This is a genomic window from Bacillus sp. FSL K6-3459 (assembly GCF_038003305.1).
Classification (GTDB): Bacteria; Bacillota; Bacilli; order Bacillales; family Bacillaceae; genus Bacillus; species Bacillus pumilus_O.
This window is the reverse complement of record NZ_JBBOOW010000001.1, coordinates 1-20,114: the sequence shown is the minus strand read 5'-3', so window position 1 is coordinate 20,114 and position 20,114 is coordinate 1. Positions and strand designations below refer to the sequence as shown.

Sequence of the window (20,114 nt, the reverse complement as noted above, 5' to 3'; positions counted from 1 at the left end):
ACGCAATGGAGGTTTCTCATGCATATTGATATCCATCGACATTCTGATACATCGCTTTCAAATCAGATTTACTTTTCAATCATTGATCATATCCAATCGGGTTTGCTTCAACAGGGAGATAAGCTGCCAACTGTACGTGATTTAGCAAAACAGTTGAATGTCAGTCTTGTCACGGCAGCAAAGGCATACACTCGGCTGAAGGACGACGGATATTTAACGACTGTGCAAGGAAAAGGAACGTTTGTGGATGAGCTGCAAAAGCAGTCAGAAATTCCGGTTCCGTCATCTACCTCTTTTGATTGGCAGTTATCCATTCCGGATTATTTACCACGGTCTCAATTTGCTCAGTATCACTATGTCGAAGAAGCGATCAACCTTTCTTCCTCTATGATCGATCCAGGGCTTTTGCCAAACCGGTATTTAGAAAAAGAAATGCAGCATGTCCTAGCCAGACATCCTCAAATCATGTCAAAGTATGGAGAAATTCAAGGGGATCTTCAGCTTCGACAAGTCATTCAGTCTTTTTTAGACAAGCTAGATGTGCCTTCTACTCCTGAGAACATCCTAGTAACTAGTGGTTCTCAACAAGGGCTTGATTTGGTTGCACGTGCGTTTATTGGTCCTGATGATGTAGTTGTCATGGAAGCACCAACCTATCCAGGCGCCATTGATGTCTTTATGGGCAGAGGGGCAAGAATTATTACAGTCCCTGTTGATCATGAAGGAATGAACATGAAGCAGCTTCAAAGCATTTGTGATAAGTATAAACCAAAGCTCATCTACACGATTCCTACTTTTCACAGTCCGACAGGCGCCAGTATGTCAATGAAACGCAGAAAACAACTTCTCTCACTGGCTCAAAGTATTGATTGTCTCATTGTAGAGGATGATCCTTATCGTGAGCTATATTTCGAAAAGAAGCCGCCAGCACCTATTAAAAGTCTGGATCATGATGGACACGTCATTTATTTACGAGGTTTAAGTAAAACACTTGCTCCAGGATGCAGAATTGGGATTATCACTGCTTCAGGCTCGATATTTAATCGTTTATTAGCTGCAAAGGCCAATAATGATTTAGGCAGCCCTCTTCTCACACAAAAAGCCATTTTGCCATTTCTGACTTCAAAGAAGATGATTGATCATACGAAAAAGCTGAGAACCGCCTTGATGGTGAGGCGTGATTTAATGATAGATGTATTATCGAAGCATGCACCAAAAGATGTGACGTGGCAAATTCCTCAGGGTGGACTCAATTTATGGCTTAGCTTTCCTTCCTGGGTCGATACACGTGCACTTCTGCATGAGGCACGCAAACAGCAAATCACCTTTCTGCCTGGCTCTGTGTGCTACCCTGGAGAGCCGAAGCAAAACTATATCCGCCTTAGCTTTTCTTATGTGAATGAAAAGGCGCTGACAGAGGGCGTGGAAAAATTATGTGGTATTTTTCAGCAAGCCTTGTCCACTCCTCAAAATCACAAACAATCTCTTTTTTTTTAACGATAAAAAAACTGCTCTCATGTATAGAGAGCAGTTTTTTATTAGAACCAACCTTTTACTGTGTCAACGATTCCGCCCCAAATGCCAGCGAAGAATCCACCTACGCTACGCATTGCAAGGATGAACCAGTTTGCTTTTTCATCGCCTGTTTTCGTTATAAGCTCAACACCTGATTGATCTTTATTCAAATAGCCGTAGTCCTTCTCATCACCTGAGTAAGAAGTCGTCAGCATGCCAACCTTCGTTCCTTTTTTAATAGGGGCTTCGAGTTTCGTTTTCTCGATATTTACTTTTGCTTTAAAGCTCTTTTCGTCGCCATTTTTGACTGGCACAGAGAATGCTTCTTTCGTAACGACGGGTACTTCTTTGTCTTTGCCTTTGTCGACTTCGATGTTTTCATGTCCTTTGATCTGTTGACCTTTTTTGTACATTTCTTTCATCGTGAAGTTTTTAAACGCATAGTCGAACAGTTTTTTCGCCACGTCGAAACGTGCTGTATGAAGATTACCTTTCGCATTCAAGATCACTGCGATGACGCGCATGTCACCTTGTTTAGCCGTACCTGTGAAGCTAGAACCAGCTGAATCTGTAGAACCTGTTTTTAGACCGTCTACACCTTCATATTCCTTCACAAGTCCTTTAAGCATGAAGTTCCAGTTAGGCATGTCCATTTCATCGTCTGTGCCTTCTCTGAACTTTGTTTTCGCAATACTTGATGTTTCAAGAATTTCTGGATGGTCTTTGATGAGATGCTGTGCAAGCAATGCCATATCTTTCGCAGATACTTCACTTTCTTCATCAGGACCTGTACCTTTTGGCTGTTTGCCATGTAAGTCTTTATTTTCTAAACCAGTTGCATTCACGAATTTGTAGTTTGTTAAACCTAGTTGTTTTGCTTTGGCGTTCATTTTTTCAACGAACTTCGATTCTGATCCAGCAATCACTTCTGCTAAGCCAATTGCTGCTGCATTTGCCGAATAAATAGCCGTTGCTTGATAAAGTTCTTTCACTGTATACGAGCCATCTTTTCTCAAAGGAACGTTTGATAAACTGCGGTCCTGAGAAATTTCGTATACATAATCATCTGGCGTATACGTTTGATCCCATTTCACTTTGCCTTCAGCAATCGCCTCTAGTAATAGATACTCTGTCATCATCTTTGCCATACTTGCAATAGGCAGTCTTTGTTCTGCGTTTTTACTATAAAGAATCTTACCTGTAGAAGCTTCAATTAGGATCGCTGCTTTCGCATTCACATTGAATGGATCTTCAGCTGCTTTTGCTTTGGACATTGGTGTAAATGCTGTCACAATCAATGCCAGTGCAAGGATAGAGACCATAAGCTGTTTCAATATCTTGCTGTTCAATCGTCATACCTCCGTTATCATCTTTTTTCGACATATTTCATATATATTTAATCCACAAGGGCTTATTTCAACACAACAGTATAAATTTTATCACAATAAAGACAAAAAAAATAGACAGAGTCATAGACCCTGTCAAATGTAATTTGATTGTCACAATTTATCAAGAAATTGTGTAGTTTGGTGATTCTTTTGTAATTTGTACATCATGTGGATGACTCTCACGAAGTCCTGCACCAGTCATTCGAATGAACTGTGCTTCTTCTCTAAGAGAGCGTAAATCTTGTGTTCCACAATAGCCCATACCTGAACGGATACCGCCAACTAGTTGATACACTGTATCAACGACTGGTCCTTTGTATGGTGTACGGCCTTCAATACCTTCTGGAACGAATTTTTTATTATCTTCTTGGAAGTAACGATCTTTACTTCCTTTTTCCATTGCAGCCACTGAACCCATACCGCGATAAACTTTGAATCGTCTACCTTGGAAAATTTCTGTGTCTCCTGGGCTTTCAGATGTACCAGCTAGAAGGCTTCCAAGCATAACAGCATGTCCACCAGATGCTAGAGCTTTTACGATATCACCTGAATATTTAATTCCACCATCTGCAATAATAGCTTTACCATGTTTTCTTGCTTCTGTTGCACAGTCATAGATCGCTGTGATTTGTGGTACACCAACACCTGCAACAACACGTGTTGTACAAATAGATCCTGGTCCGATACCAACTTTCACAATATCTGCTCCTGCTTCAAACAATGCTTTAGTTGCTTCAGCTGTTGCAACATTTCCAGCAATGATATTAAGAGAAGGATACGTTTCACGGATTTTCGATACAGTGTTTAGAACACCTTGTGAATGACCATGTGCCGTATCAATGACTACGACATCCACATTGGCTTCGACTAATTTTCTCACACGAGTCATTGTATCGCCAGTGACACCAACAGCAGCACCAACAATTAAACGACCATGTGCATCTTTAGAGGAGTTAGGGAATTCGATCACTTTTTCAATATCTTTGATGGTGATGAGACCTTTTAACGTTCCTTCGTCATCTAAAAGAGGTAATTTTTCAATTTTATATTGCTGTAGAATTTTTTCAGCTTCTTCTAACGTTGTACCTACCGAAGCTGTCACGAGTTCCTCTTTTGTCATCACATCGCTGATCTTCATTGAATAATCCGAAATAAAACGAAGGTCACGGTTCGTAATAATACCAACAAGCTTTTGATCTTCTATGTTATTTACAATCGGTACACCTGAAATACGGTATTTACCCATTAGGTGCTCTGCATCAAATACTTGATGCTCAGGTGTTAAGAAGAATGGATTTGTAATAACGCCGCGCTCTGAACGTTTTACTTTATCCACTTGCTCTGCTTGTTGCTCGATAGACATGTTCTTATGAATGATACCGAGACCACCTTGACGTGCCATTGCAATCGCCATTTGTGACTCTGTCACCGTGTCCATTCCTGCACTGATCACTGGAATGTTTAGTTTTAATGTGCTTGTTAACTCAACTGATAAATCGACATCACGCGGAAGTACTTCAGACTTAGCTGGAACAAGCAAAACATCGTCAAACGTCAAACCTTCTTTTGAAAATTTACTTTCCCACATTAGTAAATCCCCCTCTTTTCGGCAAAATATTATATGTAGATTATCAACTAGCAAACAGCATGTCAAGGAAGCAACAAACAGTTGCAATTTTTAGAAAATATAAAGAGAGTTGAGGAAGAAGATGAAAAGTTCAGGATGGAAGGATTTAAAACGTTTTTACTCACTCGAAACTTCCCAAAAGTTTCTATATCAACAATATGAGAAACGGAGCATTCAAGATGCAAACCAGCAAGCCTATAAAAACTGTGAACGGTTTATTTACTTTTTAAAGCATGGCCATACGTTCTATGAACAAGCAGCTATCGCTCCACTCGAACTAAAGCCCATTTTACTGTTTTATGGAATGGCTCAGTTGCTAAAAGCATGTTTACTGACAGTTGATCCTTACTATCCTTCTCAAACTTCTGTTTTGGCACACGGTGTAACATCGAGAAAGAGAAAGAAGCAGCACTACCGTTTTAGTGAAGATGAAGTGAAAATTCAGCGAAATGGACTATGCATGCATGTGTTAAAGCATCTATTTCATTTAAACGGATTTGAAGATGAGCGATTTACGATGAATCATCTCCTGTCAAAGATACCTGAAATGAGTCATATTCTGGAGTTTCAAAAGCAGCCTTCGACATTAGTTAAAGTAGAAAAGGCCAATGGAATGATGATTCAAGATCATATTCCATTGCTTTATAACATGTCTGCTGAACGTTTTATTGAATATTTTGAGTTCCACACAAGCTGGAAACTCAAACAGAGAGAAGCGAAAAAACTGGCGTTCGATGTATCTCTAGAAGAAAATCCAGCGTTCGCTACTCATCTTCATTATGATTTAGAAATGAATCAATGGTATATTCCGTCAACACGTGATTCATTTTTGGGGATTCCTGAGATCATCAGCCATTACTTATTGATGTATAACCTTAGTATGATTGCCCGCTATGAAACGGAATGGTGGTACGAGCTACTGTCTCAATACATTAGTGATGATTACGTCATGATTGAGCGTTACATGGAGATTGCCGAAGAGAAGTTCCCAGCTTATATCATGATGCTATTAGAAGAAAAAACAAAAAAGACCAGTTCCAAATGGAACTGATCCTTATAGAAGCTTGGCGGCGTCCTACTCTCACAGGGGGAGACCCCCAACTACCATCGGCGCTGAAGAGCTTAACTTCCGTGTTCGGTATGGGAACGGGTGTGACCTCTTCGCTATCGCCACCAAACCTGATGGAGAGAATGTTCTCTCAAAACTAGATAACAATGTTCAAACTTCACAATAGAATATAGGTTAAGTCCTCGATCTATTAGTATCTGTCAGCTCCACGTGTCACCACGCTTCCACCTCAGACCTATCAACCTGATCATCTTTCAGGGATCTTACTTCCTTGCGGAATGGGAAATCTCATCTTGAGGGGGGCTTCATGCTTAGATGCTTTCAGCACTTATCCCGTCCGCACATAGCTACCCAGCGATGCCCTTGGCAGAACAACTGGTACACCAGCGGTGCGTCCATCCCGGTCCTCTCGTACTAAGGACAGCTCCTCTCAAATTTCCTGCGCCCGCGACGGATAGGGACCGAACTGTCTCACGACGTTCTGAACCCAGCTCGCGTACCGCTTTAATGGGCGAACAGCCCAACCCTTGGGACCGACTACAGCCCCAGGATGCGATGAGCCGACATCGAGGTGCCAAACCTCCCCGTCGATGTGGACTCTTGGGGGAGATAAGCCTGTTATCCCCGGGGTAGCTTTTATCCGTTGAGCGATGGCCCTTCCATGCGGAACCACCGGATCACTAAGCCCGACTTTCGTCCCTGCTCGACTTGTAGGTCTCGCAGTCAAGCTCCCTTGTGCCTTTACACTCTGCGAATGATTTCCAACCATTCTGAGGGAACCTTTGGGCGCCTCCGTTACATTTTAGGAGGCGACCGCCCCAGTCAAACTGCCCACCTGACACTGTCTCCCTGCCCGATAAGGGCAGCGGGTTAGAAGGTCAATACAGCCAGGGTAGTATCCCACCGATGCCTCCACCGAAGCTAGCGCTCCGGTTTCCAAGGCTCCTACCTATCCTGTACAAGCTGTACCAACATTCAATATCAGGCTGCAGTAAAGCTCCACGGGGTCTTTCCGTCCTGTCGCGGGTAACCTGCATCTTCACAGGTACTATAATTTCACCGAGTCTCTCGTTGAGACAGTGCCCAGATCGTTGCGCCTTTCGTGCGGGTCGGAACTTACCCGACAAGGAATTTCGCTACCTTAGGACCGTTATAGTTACGGCCGCCGTTTACTGGGGCTTCAATTCGCACCTTCGCTTACGCTAAGCGCTCCTCTTAACCTTCCAGCACCGGGCAGGCGTCAGCCCCTATACTTCGCCTTACGGCTTCGCAGAGACCTGTGTTTTTGCTAAACAGTCGCCTGGGCCTATTCACTGCGGCTTCTCGGGGCTTTAACACCCTAAGAAGCACCCCTTCTCCCGAAGTTACGGGGTCATTTTGCCGAGTTCCTTAACGAGAGTTCTCTCGATCACCTTAGGATTCTCTCCTCGCCTACCTGTGTCGGTTTGCGGTACGGGCACCTCTCACCTCGCTAGAGGCTTTTCTTGGCAGTGTGGAATCAGGAACTTCGCTACTAAATTTCGCTCGCCATCACAGCTCAGCCTTCACGGGAAACGGATTTGCCTATTTCCCAGCCTAACTGCTTGGACGCGGATATCCAATACCGCGCTTACCCTATCCTCCTGCGTCCCCCCATTGCTCAAATGGTGAGGAGGTGGTACAGGAATATCAACCTGTTGTCCATCGCCTACGCCTTTCGGCCTCGGCTTAGGTCCCGACTAACCCTGAGCGGACGAGCCTTCCTCAGGAAACCTTAGGCATTCGGTGGACGGGATTCTCACCCGTCTTTCGCTACTCATACCGGCATTCTCACTTCTAAGCGCTCCACCAGTCCTTCCGGTCTGACTTCACAGCACTTAGAACGCTCTCCTACCACTGTTCGTTAGAACAGTCCGCAGCTTCGGTGATACGTTTAGCCCCGGTACATTTTCGGCGCAGAGTCACTCGACCAGTGAGCTATTACGCACTCTTTAAATGGTGGCTGCTTCTAAGCCAACATCCTGGTTGTCTAAGCAACTCCACATCCTTTTCCACTTAACGTATACTTTGGGACCTTAGCTGGCGGTCTGGGCTGTTTCCCTTTCGACTACGGATCTTATCACTCGCAGTCTGACTCCCAAGGATAAGTCATCGGCATTCGGAGTTTGACTGAATTCGGTAACCCGGTAGGGGCCCCTAGTCCAATCAGTGCTCTACCTCCGAGACTCTTACCTTGAGGCTAGCCCTAAAGCTATTTCGGAGAGAACCAGCTATCTCCAGGTTCGATTGGCATTTCACCCCTACCCACACCTCATCCCCGCACTTTTCAACGTGCGTGGGTTCGGGCCTCCATTCAGTGTTACCTGAACTTCACCCTGGACATGGGTAGATCACCTGGTTTCGGGTCTACGACCACGTACTCATGCGCCCTATTCAGACTCGCTTTCGCTGCGGCTCCGCATCTTCTGCTTAACCTTGCACGGGATCGTAACTCGCCGGTTCATTCTACAAAAGGCACGCCATCACCCTTTAACGGGCTCTGACTACTTGTAGGCACACGGTTTCAGGATCTATTTCACTCCCCTTCCGGGGTGCTTTTCACCTTTCCCTCACGGTACTGGTTCACTATCGGTCACTAGGGAGTATTTAGCCTTGGGAGATGGTCCTCCCGGATTCCGACGGAATTTCACGTGTTCCGCCGTACTCAGGATCCACTCTGGAGAGAACAACATTTCAGTTACAGGGCTGTTACCTTCTTTGGCGGGCCTTTCCAGACCTCTTCGCTTATATCGTTCCTTTGTAACTCCGTATAGAGTGTCCTACAACCCCAAGAGGCAAGCCTCTTGGTTTGGGCTGTTCCCGTTTCGCTCGCCGCTACTCAGGGAATCGCATTTGCTTTCTCTTCCTCCGGGTACTTAGATGTTTCAGTTCCCCGGGTATGCCTTCTCATACTCTATGTATTCAAGTATGGATACTACTCCATTACGAGCAGTGGGTTTCCCCATTCGGAAATCTCCGGATCAAAGCTTGCTTACAGCTCCCCGAAGCATATCGGTGTTCGTCCCGTCCTTCATCGGCTCCTAGTGCCAAGGCATCCACCGTGCGCCCTTTCTAACTTAACCATTTCTTACTTTAGAAAGAATCACTATGTGTGATGAACTTTGCATTGCATTCAATGTGAATGTATTACTTATTGTTATCTAGTTTTCAAAGAACACGTTGGTGGAGCCTAGCGGGATCGAACCGCTGACCTCCTGCGTGCAAGGCAGGCGCTCTCCCAGCTGAGCTAAGGCCCCGATTTAATAGAAGATGGTGGGCCTGAGTGGACTCGAACCACCGACCTCACGCTTATCAGGCGTGCGCTCTAACCAGCTGAGCTACAGGCCCATCTTTCATATCGAAGATATGATGTTGTAGGATCTTTTGCAAGTTCCTTCAAAACTAAACAAGACGAAAACGCACGCTGCTCCATATATCCTTAGAAAGGAGGTGATCCAGCCGCACCTTCCGATACGGCTACCTTGTTACGACTTCACCCCAATCATCTGTCCCACCTTCGGCGGCTGGCTCCATAAAGGTTACCTCACCGACTTCGGGTGTTACAAACTCTCGTGGTGTGACGGGCGGTGTGTACAAGGCCCGGGAACGTATTCACCGCGGCATGCTGATCCGCGATTACTAGCGATTCCAGCTTCACGCAGTCGAGTTGCAGACTGCGATCCGAACTGAGAACAGATTTATGGGATTGGCTAAACCTTGCGGTCTCGCAGCCCTTTGTTCTGTCCATTGTAGCACGTGTGTAGCCCAGGTCATAAGGGGCATGATGATTTGACGTCATCCCCACCTTCCTCCGGTTTGTCACCGGCAGTCACCTTAGAGTGCCCAACTAAATGCTGGCAACTAAGATCAAGGGTTGCGCTCGTTGCGGGACTTAACCCAACATCTCACGACACGAGCTGACGACAACCATGCACCACCTGTCACTCTGTCCCCGAAGGGAAAGCCCTATCTCTAGGGTTGTCAGAGGATGTCAAGACCTGGTAAGGTTCTTCGCGTTGCTTCGAATTAAACCACATGCTCCACCGCTTGTGCGGGCCCCCGTCAATTCCTTTGAGTTTCAGTCTTGCGACCGTACTCCCCAGGCGGAGTGCTTAATGCGTTAGCTGCAGCACTAAGGGGCGGAAACCCCCTAACACTTAGCACTCATCGTTTACGGCGTGGACTACCAGGGTATCTAATCCTGTTCGCTCCCCACGCTTTCGCTCCTCAGCGTCAGTTACAGACCAGAGAGTCGCCTTCGCCACTGGTGTTCCTCCACATCTCTACGCATTTCACCGCTACACGTGGAATTCCACTCTCCTCTTCTGCACTCAAGTTTCCCAGTTTCCAATGACCCTCCCCGGTTGAGCCGGGGGCTTTCACATCAGACTTAAGAAACCGCCTGCGAGCCCTTTACGCCCAATAATTCCGGACAACGCTTGCCACCTACGTATTACCGCGGCTGCTGGCACGTAGTTAGCCGTGGCTTTCTGGTTAGGTACCGTCAAGGTGCGAGCAGTTACTCTCGCACTTGTTCTTCCCTAACAACAGAGCTTTACGATCCGAAAACCTTCATCACTCACGCGGCGTTGCTCCGTCAGACTTTCGTCCATTGCGGAAGATTCCCTACTGCTGCCTCCCGTAGGAGTCTGGGCCGTGTCTCAGTCCCAGTGTGGCCGATCACCCTCTCAGGTCGGCTACGCATCGTCGCCTTGGTGAGCCATTACCCCACCAACTAGCTAATGCGCCGCGGGTCCATCTGTAAGTGACAGCCGAAACCGTCTTTCATCCTTGAACCATGCGGTTCAAGGAACTATCCGGTATTAGCTCCGGTTTCCCGGAGTTATCCCAGTCTTACAGGCAGGTTACCCACGTGTTACTCACCCGTCCGCCGCTAACATCCGGGAGCAAGCTCCCTTCTGTTCGCTCGACTTGCATGTATTAGGCACGCCGCCAGCGTTCGTCCTGAGCCAGGATCAAACTCTCCGAAAAAGTACAAAACCGAAGTTTTGTTTTTCGTCAGCGTTTGACTGACTACCTATGAAACATCATAGGATTTTTTATAAAAACTCGAATTAACAGGTACGTTTTGTCTTGTTTAGTTTTCAAAGAACTTGTGTGTCACTCTCTTAAAGCGACCACTTAAATATATCATATATCTCTATCAACAGTCAACATTTTTCTTGAAAAACATTTTGTTTTTGTAAGAAGTTTTTACTGGGGAATGAGATAAAAAATAGAGCCTCTTTTTGCTCCTTTGAAAGATTAACACATATCTATGAAAAAAGCATTATAAATTTCAAAAAAAGTGATGTTTTTTCAAAAAAAATAAAGCCGGTGAAGAACCGGCTTTACTTTTACTCAGATTGCTCTTGATCTGTCTCTATATTTTCTACGTTCTCTTCATTTTCTTCATCGTCTTCTGGTGATTGTTCAACTAATGCCACTGTTGCGACATGTTCCTCATCACCGAGACGGATTAGGCGAACACCTTGAGTGACTCGACCTGTTGTCGAAATGTCAGAAACGGCCATCCGAATGATTACACCGCTTCCTGTAATAATCATCAGGTCTTCTTCGGCTTCAGCATTCGTTGCTTTCACAGCGACAAGTGGGCCGTTATTGTCAGTGATTTTGCACGTTTTAAGACCTTTACCGCCACGACTTTGAACACGGTATTCTTTTTCAGGGGTTAGTTTGCCGTATCCTTTTTCAGTTACAATCAATACGTTTGCATCTGGCTCAAGGATTTCCATACCTACAACAATGTCATCTTCGGAAAGTGTGATCCCTTTCACTCCAGCTGCCGTACGTCCCATTTCACGAACATCTGTCTCGTCAAAACGGATCAGCATTCCCTTTTTCGTTCCAATGATGATTTGTTTTTCTCCATTAGTTAAACGAACAGCCATCAGTTCATCCTCGTCACGAAGGCTAAGTGCAATAAGACCGTTGTTTCGAATATTAGCGAACTGAGACAATGTCGTCCGTTTTGATACACCGTGTCTTGTTGTAAAGAAGAGATACGAATTTTCATCAAATTCGCTTACAGGAATAATGGCGTTAATCCATTCTCCCTTTTCTACTTCAAGAAGGTTAATGATCGGAATCCCTTTCGCTGTCCGTCCGAATTCAGGAATCTCATACCCTTTCGCACGATAAACCTTCCCTTTATTAGAGAAGAAAAGAATCGTATCGTGGGTCGATGTTGAAATCAACTGTTCAACGAAATCATCTTCGTTGGTTCCCATTCCTTGGACACCTTTACCGCCTCTTTTTTGACTGCGGTATGTAGAAGCTGGGAGACGCTTGATATAACCATTATGCGTGAGCGTAATCACGATGTTTTCAACAGGAATCAAATCTTCGTCTTCAATTGTTTCAATACCCGCTGTCACAATTTCAGTACGGCGCGTATCATTGAAGCGTTCTTTAATTTCTGTTAATTCTTCTCTAATGATTTCAAGTACTTTCTCATTGTCTGCTAAAATGGCTTTTAATTCAGCAATCAATTCAACAAGTCCTTTATATTCATCTTCTATCTTTTCTCGTTCTAGACCAGTCAAACGCTGAAGTCGCATATCAAGAATGGCCTGTGCCTGTTTTTCAGACAAGCTATAGTTTTCCATCAAACCATTTCTCGCAATTTCCGCAGTTTGAGAGCCTCTAATTAAAGCAATGACTTCATCTAAGTGATCAAGTGCAATTCTCAGACCTTCTAAAATGTGTGCTCTTGCTTCTGCTTTACGCAGCTCATACGCTGTTCTTCTGCGAATGATCACCTTTTGATGCTCTAGATAATACTCAAGACATTGTTTGAGGGACAAGACTTTCGGCTGTCCATCAACAAGTGCTAATAAGTTGATACCAAATGACGTTTGAAGTGTCGTTTGTTTATAAAGATTGTTTAATAGAACATGGACGTTTGCGTCTCTACGCAGTTCAATGACAATACGCATACCATTACGATCTGATTCATCACGCAAATCTGTAATGCCATCAATCTTTTTATCACGCACAAGATCAGCAATTTTTTCAATTAAACGGGCTTTGTTGACTTGGTAAGGAATCTCATTGATAACAATGCGCTGTTTACCGCTAGATGTTTCCTCAATATTCGATTTTGCTCTTAAAGTAATAGAGCCGCGTCCTGTTTCATACGCCTTCCGAATACCACTTCGGCCAATGATTTGACCTGCTGTTGGGAAATCTGGGCCTGGGATGATGTCCATAAGCTCCTGTGTAGTCATTTCTGGATTTTGACTGATAGCCAATACCCCATCAATCACTTCACCTAGTTGGTGCGGCGGAATATTGGTCGCCATTCCTACAGCAATTCCTGTCGCTCCGTTGACCAACAAGTTAGGGAATCTTGCAGGCATCACCATTGGCTCTCTTTCACTGCCATCATAGTTATCCTGATAATCGATGGTATCCTTAGTGATATCACGGAGGATTTCCATAGAAATCTTCGATAGACGTGCCTCGGTATAACGCATTGCTGCTGCTCCGTCTCCATCGACTGAACCAAAGTTTCCATGACCATCTACTAACATATAACGATAGTTGAAGTCTTGCGCCATACGAACCATTGCTTCGTATACAGCACTGTCACCATGAGGGTGATATTTACCGATAACTTCACCGACGATACGTGCAGATTTCTTAAATGGTTTATCACTTGTCATACCTAGGTCATTCATCGCATACAAAATTCTTCGATGCACAGGCTTTAATCCGTCACGCACATCTGGTAATGCACGCGACACAATCACACTCATTGCATAATCTAAAAAAGACGTACGCATTTCATGACTAATATTCACTTCGCGTACATTTGGTGTATGTTGTTCACTCACTATAAGAACCTCCCTTTACGTATCACATGAAATAAATTATGTGGGAGTAAAATATGTATTTATCTTCACAAGACTATTCTCCATTATATCAATAATCTCGTCTTTATACACATTTATTTACTAGAAAATCAACGAAAACACGGAAAAACAGGACATTGGTTACACGCTCCTATTTCTTGAAAAACAACCTTATTCCAAACAAGAAATAAGGTTGTTCTCAGTAGGGAGCTATCTAAATATCGAGGTTTTTCACGTATTGCGCATTTTCTTCGATAAAGTTTCTTCTCGGCTCTACTTTATCTCCCATGAGCATTTCAAATGTCTCATCAGCATCGATTGCATCCTCAAGTGTCACTTGAAGAAGTGTTCTCGCATCAGGATCCATTGTTGTTTCCCAAAGCTGAGCAGCATTCATTTCTCCAAGACCTTTATAACGCTGAAGTCCAGGTTTTGGTGTTTGAGAAAGTGATTTCAACAGCTCGTCTAGCTGTTTATCGTTATACACGTACTCAACACGTTTTCCTTGTTGCACTTTATATAAAGGTGGCTGTGCAATATACACATAACCGTTTTCAATGATTTCACGCATGTAGCGATAGAAGAATGTTAGAAGAAGCGTTCGAATGTGCGCTCCATCCACATCGGCATCGGTCATAATCACAACTTTGTGATAACGAGCCTTCTCTAAATTGAAGTCTTCTCCGATTCCAGTTCCTAATGCTGTAATCATTGAACGAACCTCGTTGTTCGATAGAATTTTATCTAGTCGCGCTTTTTCAACGTTTAGGATCTTCCCTCTTAACGGTAAAATGGCTTGGAAGTGACGATCACGACCTTGCTTAGCAGATCCGCCCGCTGAATCTCCCTCTACGATATAAAGTTCAGAGATGGATGGGTCTTTAGAAGAACAGTCCGCTAGTTTCCCCGGTAAACTGGAGACTTCTAGTGCACTTTTACGTCTTGTCAGCTCACGTGCCTTTTTGGCAGCCATTCTTGCACGAGCTGCCATCACGCCTTTCTCCACAATTTTCTTTGCTGAATCAGGGTTCTCTAAGAGAAATTTCTCAAGTGCTTCAGAGAAAAGGGAGTCAGTAATGGTTCTTGCTTCTGAGTTCCCAAGCTTTGTCTTCGTTTGTCCTTCGAATTGAGGATCTGGATGTTTGATAGAGATGATGGCTGTTAAGCCTTCTCGCACATCTTCACCGCTCAAATTCGAGTCTCCATCTTTGAATACGCCATTTTTACGAGCATAATCATTGATCACACGCGTCAGACCTGTTTTAAAGCCTGCTTCGTGTGTTCCACCTTCATACGTGTTGATATTGTTGGCGAAGGAATAGATGTTGCTTGTATAGGAATCGTTATATTGTAATGCCACTTCAACCGTAATTCCGTCTTTTTCACCTTCGATGTAAACAGGTTCTTCATGAACAACTTCTTTTGAGCGATTTAAATGTTCTACATAGCTCTTAATACCGCCTTCGTAGCAGTATTCATTTCGTCGTTCTTTACCTTCGCGTAAGTCTTCAATAATGATGTTAACACCTTTTGTTAAGAAAGCTAACTCACGTACACGGTTAGCAAGTGTGTCGTAATCAAATTCAATGGTTTCAGTAAAAATTTCTTGATCTGGCACAAAATGAGTGGTTGTCCCTGTAACATCTGTTTCACCAATGATCTCTAAATCTCCAACTGGAACACCGCGTTTGAATTGTTGATAATGAATTTTCCCATCACGATAAACGGTCACGTCTAAGGTCGTAGATAACGCATTAACAACAGATGCCCCTACGCCATGCAGACCGCCAGATACTTTATAACCGCTGCCGTCAAATTTACCGCCAGCGTGAAGAACAGTCATAATAACCTCTACAGCAGGACGTCCCATTTTCTCATGAATCCCAACAGGAATTCCGCGACCATTATCTTTCACTGTAATGCTATTATCCTTTTCAATTTGCACCGTAATATCTGTGCAATATCCAGCTAAAGCCTCATCAATACTGTTGTCGACAATTTCCCATACAAGATGGTGAAGTCCTTTTGCACTGGTTGACCCAATGTACATTCCTGGACGTTTTCTAACAGCTTCTAGTCCTTCAAGCACCTGTATCTGATTCTCATCATAACTATTATGTTGCTGTTCCATTGCCACGTACATTCACCTACACTTTTCTTAAACGATATATTTATATGAATTGAGCTTTTAGACTTCAATTTCAATCACAAATGAAGCACGTTTTTTGAGCGTGCTTGAGGAAAGAGGAGAGTAATAAACAGATTTAGTTGTGACGACGATGGATTTGGGTGTCCCTTGTGATAACGAAATGATTTGTCCTTCTTGTTTTTGAAGAAACTCTTCTACAACAGAAGACGACCTCATTTTGTAATCAACAATTGCGACAATCTCTCGTGTAGAAACAACACAATCATCACCTAAATGAATATACAAGACCCACACCTCATTTATCAGTCAATTACTTTTCCACTGGCTACTCTGAAAATTTCCGCTTCTTTCAAGGTGGCGTGATCGATACCTTCAACACTTGTTGTGGTGACGAAGGTCTGTACACGTCCCTGAATGGTATGGAGCAAATGAGACTGTCTGTAATCATCAAGTTCAGATAAAACATCATCGAGTAGAAGAATGGGATATTCTCCGATTTCTTCGTGTATCAAGTCGATTTCTGCCAGCTTTAGTGAAAGAGCTGTTGTTCTTTGCTGCCCTTGAGAGCCATATGTCTGAACATCCCGACCATTCACAAAGAAAAGAAGGTCATCTCTGTGAGGCCCCCACAGCGTCACTCCTCGGTCTATTTCTCTGTCTCTTAGTTTCTGAAACGATTCTTCATAGCTATTCTTTATTTTCGACAAGTCTGACGCTTCTGATACCTCTATCGCCGTGTGGTATTGGAGCGTGAGTGTTTCCAGCTCTCTAGAAATACCCAAATGCAACGGCTGTGCCCATTTTTCGAGCTGTTTCGTAAAAGTCAGTCGTCTTTTGACAACCTTCGCTGCCGCATCAATCAACTGCTCTGTTAAAACCTCCAGCATCGCTTGATCCGTTTGCTTTCTAGTCTGCAATTGTTTCAAGTAGTGATTCCGCTGAGAGAGAATTTTTTGATAGAGCGATAAATCATGCAAGTAGACAGCAGAAACTTGTCCAATCTCCATATCGAGGAATCTTCTGCGGATTTGCGGGCTGCCCTTTACAAGACTTAAGTCCTCTGGTGCAAACATGATGGTGTTTAGCGCACCAACATAATGACTGAGCTTCTGTTGTTCAATGTGATTGACCTTGCCCTTTTTCCCTTTTTTTGAGATCACGAGCTGCATTGGGAGTGGACCATTTTTTTTGATGACTCTACCTTCTATTTTAGCATAGTCTTGGTCCCATCGGATAAGTTCTTTATCATTTGACGTACGATGCGACTTTGCCATCGACAATACATAGATCGCTTCCATCAAGTTCGTTTTACCTTGGGCATTCTCACCGATCATGACATTCACCTTGTTGTCGAATTGAAGCTCGGTGTGTTCATAGTTTCGGTATGAAGTTAACGCCAGACTTTGAATGTACATGTATTGTCACCCGTTTCTAATTCACAACTTGAAATGTGCCATAACCTTCTATCTCGACAACATCTCCTGGGTATAGTTTGCGTCCCCGTCTATTATCTGGCTCTTGATTAATGAACACCTCATGTTCACTTAAAAACCATTTCGCCATACCGCCAGATTGGATGACTTCGGCTAATTTCAAAAATTGCCCTAATGTAATCATTTCTTTCTCAATGGTTATAGGATTAGGCATTGTATCGACCTCTTTCAATATCACTAATATCTAATTGTACTAAAAAACAAGACAAGAAGGAAAGGGGGAAAGCGAACTGGGATGAAAGAAAGCATGGTAAACGAGAAGAAAAGCTGCTGTGCACTCACACAGCAGCTATTTTAGATTGAATTAATATGTTCTGACTGGAAGAATCAACTGCAAGATTGAATCATCATTTGGCGTACGCAAGAGAAACGGTCTCATGGCACCAGTAAAGCTTACATGAATTTCTGTTCCCTCTAATACTTTTAACGCATCTAGCATATATTTTGGACTAAAGGAGATTTTGAGGTCCTCTCCTTTAATGTCATCTGCTTGAACCGTTTCGACTACTTTACCGATTTCAGGTGAATTAGAAGAAATCTCAAGGCTTTGTTCAGGATCAGCTGACAACTTTACGACATTATTGCGTCCTTCTCTTGCCAAAAGTGATGCACGATCAATGGCTTGAAGGAATTCCTTTGTGTTGACCACGACATCCGTTTTACTTTCCTGCGGGATCAGGCGAGCTGTATCTGGATAATTACCATCCAGCAATCTTGAGAAGAACAACACGTTTTGCGCTTTAAAGAGAACTTGTGTTTCTGTAATCACGATGCTCACTAGATCTTGTCCATCATCAAGGATTCTACTTAGCTCTGTTAAACTTTTCCCTGGAATGACGACATTGTATGAGCTTTCCTCGTCAATATCCAACTTCGCTTTTCTTAAAGCAAGACGGTGGCTATCCGTCGCTGTGCATATTAATTCACCTTTTTCCACCTTCCAGTTTACACCTGTCAAGATAGGTCGTGTTTCTGAGGTGGACACTGCAAAAACAGTTTGACGAATTAAGTTTTTTAGCAGATCTGTCGGAATTTGAAATGCATGATGCTCTTCAATTTGCGGAAGATGCGGATATTCTTCAGCATCTAAACCATTTAAGTTAAATTCCGCTGAACCAGAACGGATGATGGTGAGGTGATTTTGTTCTACTTCAATTTCGACTGTAGCCATAGGCAATTTCTTCACAATTTCACTAAAGAAGCGAGCCTGAAGCACAATACTCCCTGGACGATCAATCGTGATTACTTCTAAATCTCCGTCTCTTTGAGGAATAAAGGATTCAATTGAGATATCAGAGTCGCTTCCTGTGAGAGAAACCCCCTCATCAGATGCAACAATTTTTATCCCTGTCAAAATAGGTATCGTTGTTCTAGAGGATACGGCCTTTAATACATCTTGGACACTTTCGACAAGACGATCTTTTTGAATCGTGAATTTCATAGTGGTCCTCCTAAATTTTCTTAATGACATGTATATATATTTTATTAATAAAAATCGTAGAAGTAATAGTAGGGCTTGTGAATATGTGGATAAGTCAGTGAAAAGAAAGGAAAGACAGCCTATCCACATGTGGACAGACTGTGTATGACTATGCTCTAGTTATTCACATTTTCCCGTACTTATTATATCAGCTAGGTTATTTTAATTGTTCTTTTATTTCTTTCACATGCTGCTGAAGCTGTTCATCTTCAACGATTAATTTCGAAATCTTCTCATGAGCATGAATGACAGTCGTATGATCACGACCTCCAAATTCTTCCCCTATTTTAGGCAGAGAGGAATCGGTCATTTCCCTAGAGAGATACATGGCAATTTGTCTTGGATAAGCAACTGACTTCGTACGTTTCTTCGCTTTGAAATCCTCTAATCGAATATTAAATTGCTGCCCTACAATTCTTTGAATATCTTTAATTGTAATGACCCTTGGCTTCGACGAAGGAATGATGTCCTTTAACGCCTCAGCTGCTAGATCCGCATTGATGTCTTTATTAATTAAAGAAGAGTAAGCCACGACACGAATCAAAGCACCCTCCAGTTCACGAATATTGCTGTCGATTTGATTGGCAATATAGAGCATAACTTCATTCGGAATGTCTAATCCCTCTGCTTTTGCCTTTTTTCGTAAAATCGCAATACGCGTTTCTAAATCTGGCGGGGTAATGTCTGTGATTAGGCCCCATTCGAATCGAGAGCGTAATCTGTCTTCAAGTGTCGGAATTTCTTTCGGCGGCCGGTCACTAGAAATGACGATTTGCTTACTTTCTTCGTGAAGTGTGTTGAATGTATGGAAAAACTCTTCTTGTGTTTGTTCTTTTCCTGCTAAAAATTGAATATCATCTATCAAAAGCACATCGACATTCCGATAGCGATTACGGAAATCGACAGCTTTGTTGTCTCGGATTGAGTTGATAAATTCATTTGTAAATTTTTCAGATGATAGATAGACCACTTTGGCTGATGGATTATGGTCGATGACATAATGACCAATCGCATGCATTAAGTGAGTCTTTCCTAAACCCACGCCCCCATAAATAAAGAGCGGATTATATGCTTTTGCTGGTGCTTCCGCAACTGCAAGTGAAGCAGCATGCGCAAATCGGTTGCCTGAACCAATAACAAAAGTATCAAATGTATATTTTGGATTCAGCATATTTTGTGGAATATCGACGGGATCTTCTTTAGACATTTTCTTAATTGGAGACTTTGGCATAGCTTCCACTTCATCCTGATTTTGAGGAATAATAAATTTAATGCTGAGCTCTTCACCTGTCAGTTCGTAGATGGTATCAGCAATTAAGTGAAGATATCTTGATTCCAACCAATCTCTAGCAAATTCATTAGGTGCCGTAATTGTGAGCGTATCACCTTGAAGAGAATGGGCTTTTGTCGATTTCATCCATGTCTCAAAACTGGGTTTGCTCAGCTTTGTCTCTATTTTTTGAAGTGCTTTATTCCACAGATCCAAAATATTTTCCAT

Annotated in this window: 11 protein-coding genes, 2 tRNA genes and 3 rRNA genes; 2 read left to right on the top strand and 14 right to left on the bottom strand. The window is 43.3% G+C overall.

All coding sequences use genetic code 11. The features are described 5' to 3' along the window. The first annotated feature begins 18 nt into the window (after positions 1 to 18). The gene (gene pdxR, locus MHI35_RS00080) at positions 19 to 1,497 is read left to right on the top strand and encodes a MocR-like pyridoxine biosynthesis transcription factor PdxR (RefSeq protein ID WP_211064411.1); all 1,479 of its coding nucleotides are present in this window, start codon (positions 19 to 21) and stop codon (positions 1,495 to 1,497) included. Between the two features lie 41 nt (positions 1,498 to 1,538). On the opposite strand, the gene MHI35_RS00075 is transcribed toward pdxR, so the two are convergent. Both MHI35_RS00075 and guaB read right to left on the bottom strand, forming a co-directional pair. Continuing rightward, positions 1,539 to 2,864: a D-alanyl-D-alanine carboxypeptidase family protein gene (locus MHI35_RS00075; RefSeq protein WP_211064410.1), complete on the bottom strand. Its 1,326-nt coding sequence runs from the start codon at positions 2,862 to 2,864 to the stop codon at positions 1,539 to 1,541. 160 nt (positions 2,865 to 3,024) lie between these two features. Continuing rightward, entirely contained in the window at positions 3,025 to 4,491 is a 1,467-nt protein-coding gene (gene guaB / locus MHI35_RS00070) for an IMP dehydrogenase (RefSeq protein ID WP_012009055.1), read from the bottom strand. A gap of 121 nt (positions 4,492 to 4,612) precedes the next feature. Here guaB and MHI35_RS00065 point away from each other — a divergent pair, with 121 nt between their 5' ends. Then, on the top strand, positions 4,613 to 5,581 hold the full coding sequence (locus tag MHI35_RS00065) for a YaaC family protein (RefSeq protein ID WP_211064409.1): 969 nt from the start codon (positions 4,613 to 4,615) through the stop codon (positions 5,579 to 5,581). 11 nt (positions 5,582 to 5,592) lie between these two features. Here the strand turns inward: MHI35_RS00065 and rrf are convergent. The 12 genes from rrf to dnaA all read right to left on the bottom strand — a co-directional run bounded on the left by rrf (position 5,593) and on the right by dnaA (position 20,114). Next, positions 5,593 to 5,708: ribosomal RNA gene (gene rrf, locus MHI35_RS00060) — 5S ribosomal RNA — on the bottom strand. A 61-nt stretch (positions 5,709 to 5,769) separates the two neighbouring features. Further along, positions 5,770 to 8,700: ribosomal RNA gene (locus MHI35_RS00055) — 23S ribosomal RNA — on the bottom strand. Positions 8,701 to 8,798: 98 nt separating this feature from the next. Then, positions 8,799 to 8,874: transfer RNA gene (locus tag MHI35_RS00050), tRNA-Ala, on the bottom strand. 14 nt (positions 8,875 to 8,888) lie between these two features. Next, positions 8,889 to 8,965: transfer RNA gene (locus MHI35_RS00045), tRNA-Ile, on the bottom strand. Positions 8,966 to 9,060: 95 nt separating this feature from the next. Beyond that, positions 9,061 to 10,609 (bottom strand): 16S ribosomal RNA (locus MHI35_RS00040). The 16S, 23S and 5S rRNA genes sit together here with 2 tRNA genes alongside, the layout of an rRNA operon. A gap of 365 nt (positions 10,610 to 10,974) precedes the next feature. Then, positions 10,975 to 13,476, bottom strand: a complete 2,502-nt coding sequence (gene gyrA / locus MHI35_RS00035) for a DNA gyrase subunit A (RefSeq protein WP_211062816.1) — start codon at positions 13,474 to 13,476, stop codon at positions 10,975 to 10,977. 232 nt (positions 13,477 to 13,708) lie between these two features. Continuing rightward, the gene (gene gyrB, locus MHI35_RS00030) at positions 13,709 to 15,625 is read right to left on the bottom strand and encodes a DNA topoisomerase (ATP-hydrolyzing) subunit B (protein WP_335349447.1); all 1,917 of its coding nucleotides are present in this window, start codon (positions 15,623 to 15,625) and stop codon (positions 13,709 to 13,711) included. 57 nt (positions 15,626 to 15,682) lie between these two features. Further along, complete coding sequence (gene remB, locus MHI35_RS00025; protein WP_041815080.1) at positions 15,683 to 15,928, bottom strand: extracellular matrix regulator RemB; 246 nt, start codon at positions 15,926 to 15,928, stop codon at positions 15,683 to 15,685. A gap of 17 nt (positions 15,929 to 15,945) precedes the next feature. Further along, positions 15,946 to 17,058, bottom strand: a complete 1,113-nt coding sequence (gene recF / locus MHI35_RS00020; RefSeq protein ID WP_211062815.1) for a DNA replication/repair protein RecF — start codon at positions 17,056 to 17,058, stop codon at positions 15,946 to 15,948. A gap of 16 nt (positions 17,059 to 17,074) precedes the next feature. Further along, entirely contained in the window at positions 17,075 to 17,290 is a 216-nt protein-coding gene (gene yaaA / locus MHI35_RS00015; RefSeq protein WP_041815077.1) for a S4 domain-containing protein YaaA, read from the bottom strand. A gap of 150 nt (positions 17,291 to 17,440) precedes the next feature. Continuing rightward, a complete protein-coding gene (dnaN, locus tag MHI35_RS00010; protein WP_041815072.1) occupies positions 17,441 to 18,577 on the bottom strand; it encodes a DNA polymerase III subunit beta in 1,137 nt (378 codons plus the stop codon). A gap of 196 nt (positions 18,578 to 18,773) precedes the next feature. Beyond that, positions 18,774 to 20,114 (bottom strand): chromosomal replication initiator protein DnaA, encoded by a 1,341-nt coding sequence (gene dnaA, locus MHI35_RS00005; protein ID WP_144486186.1) that lies wholly within the window; start codon positions 20,112 to 20,114, stop codon positions 18,774 to 18,776.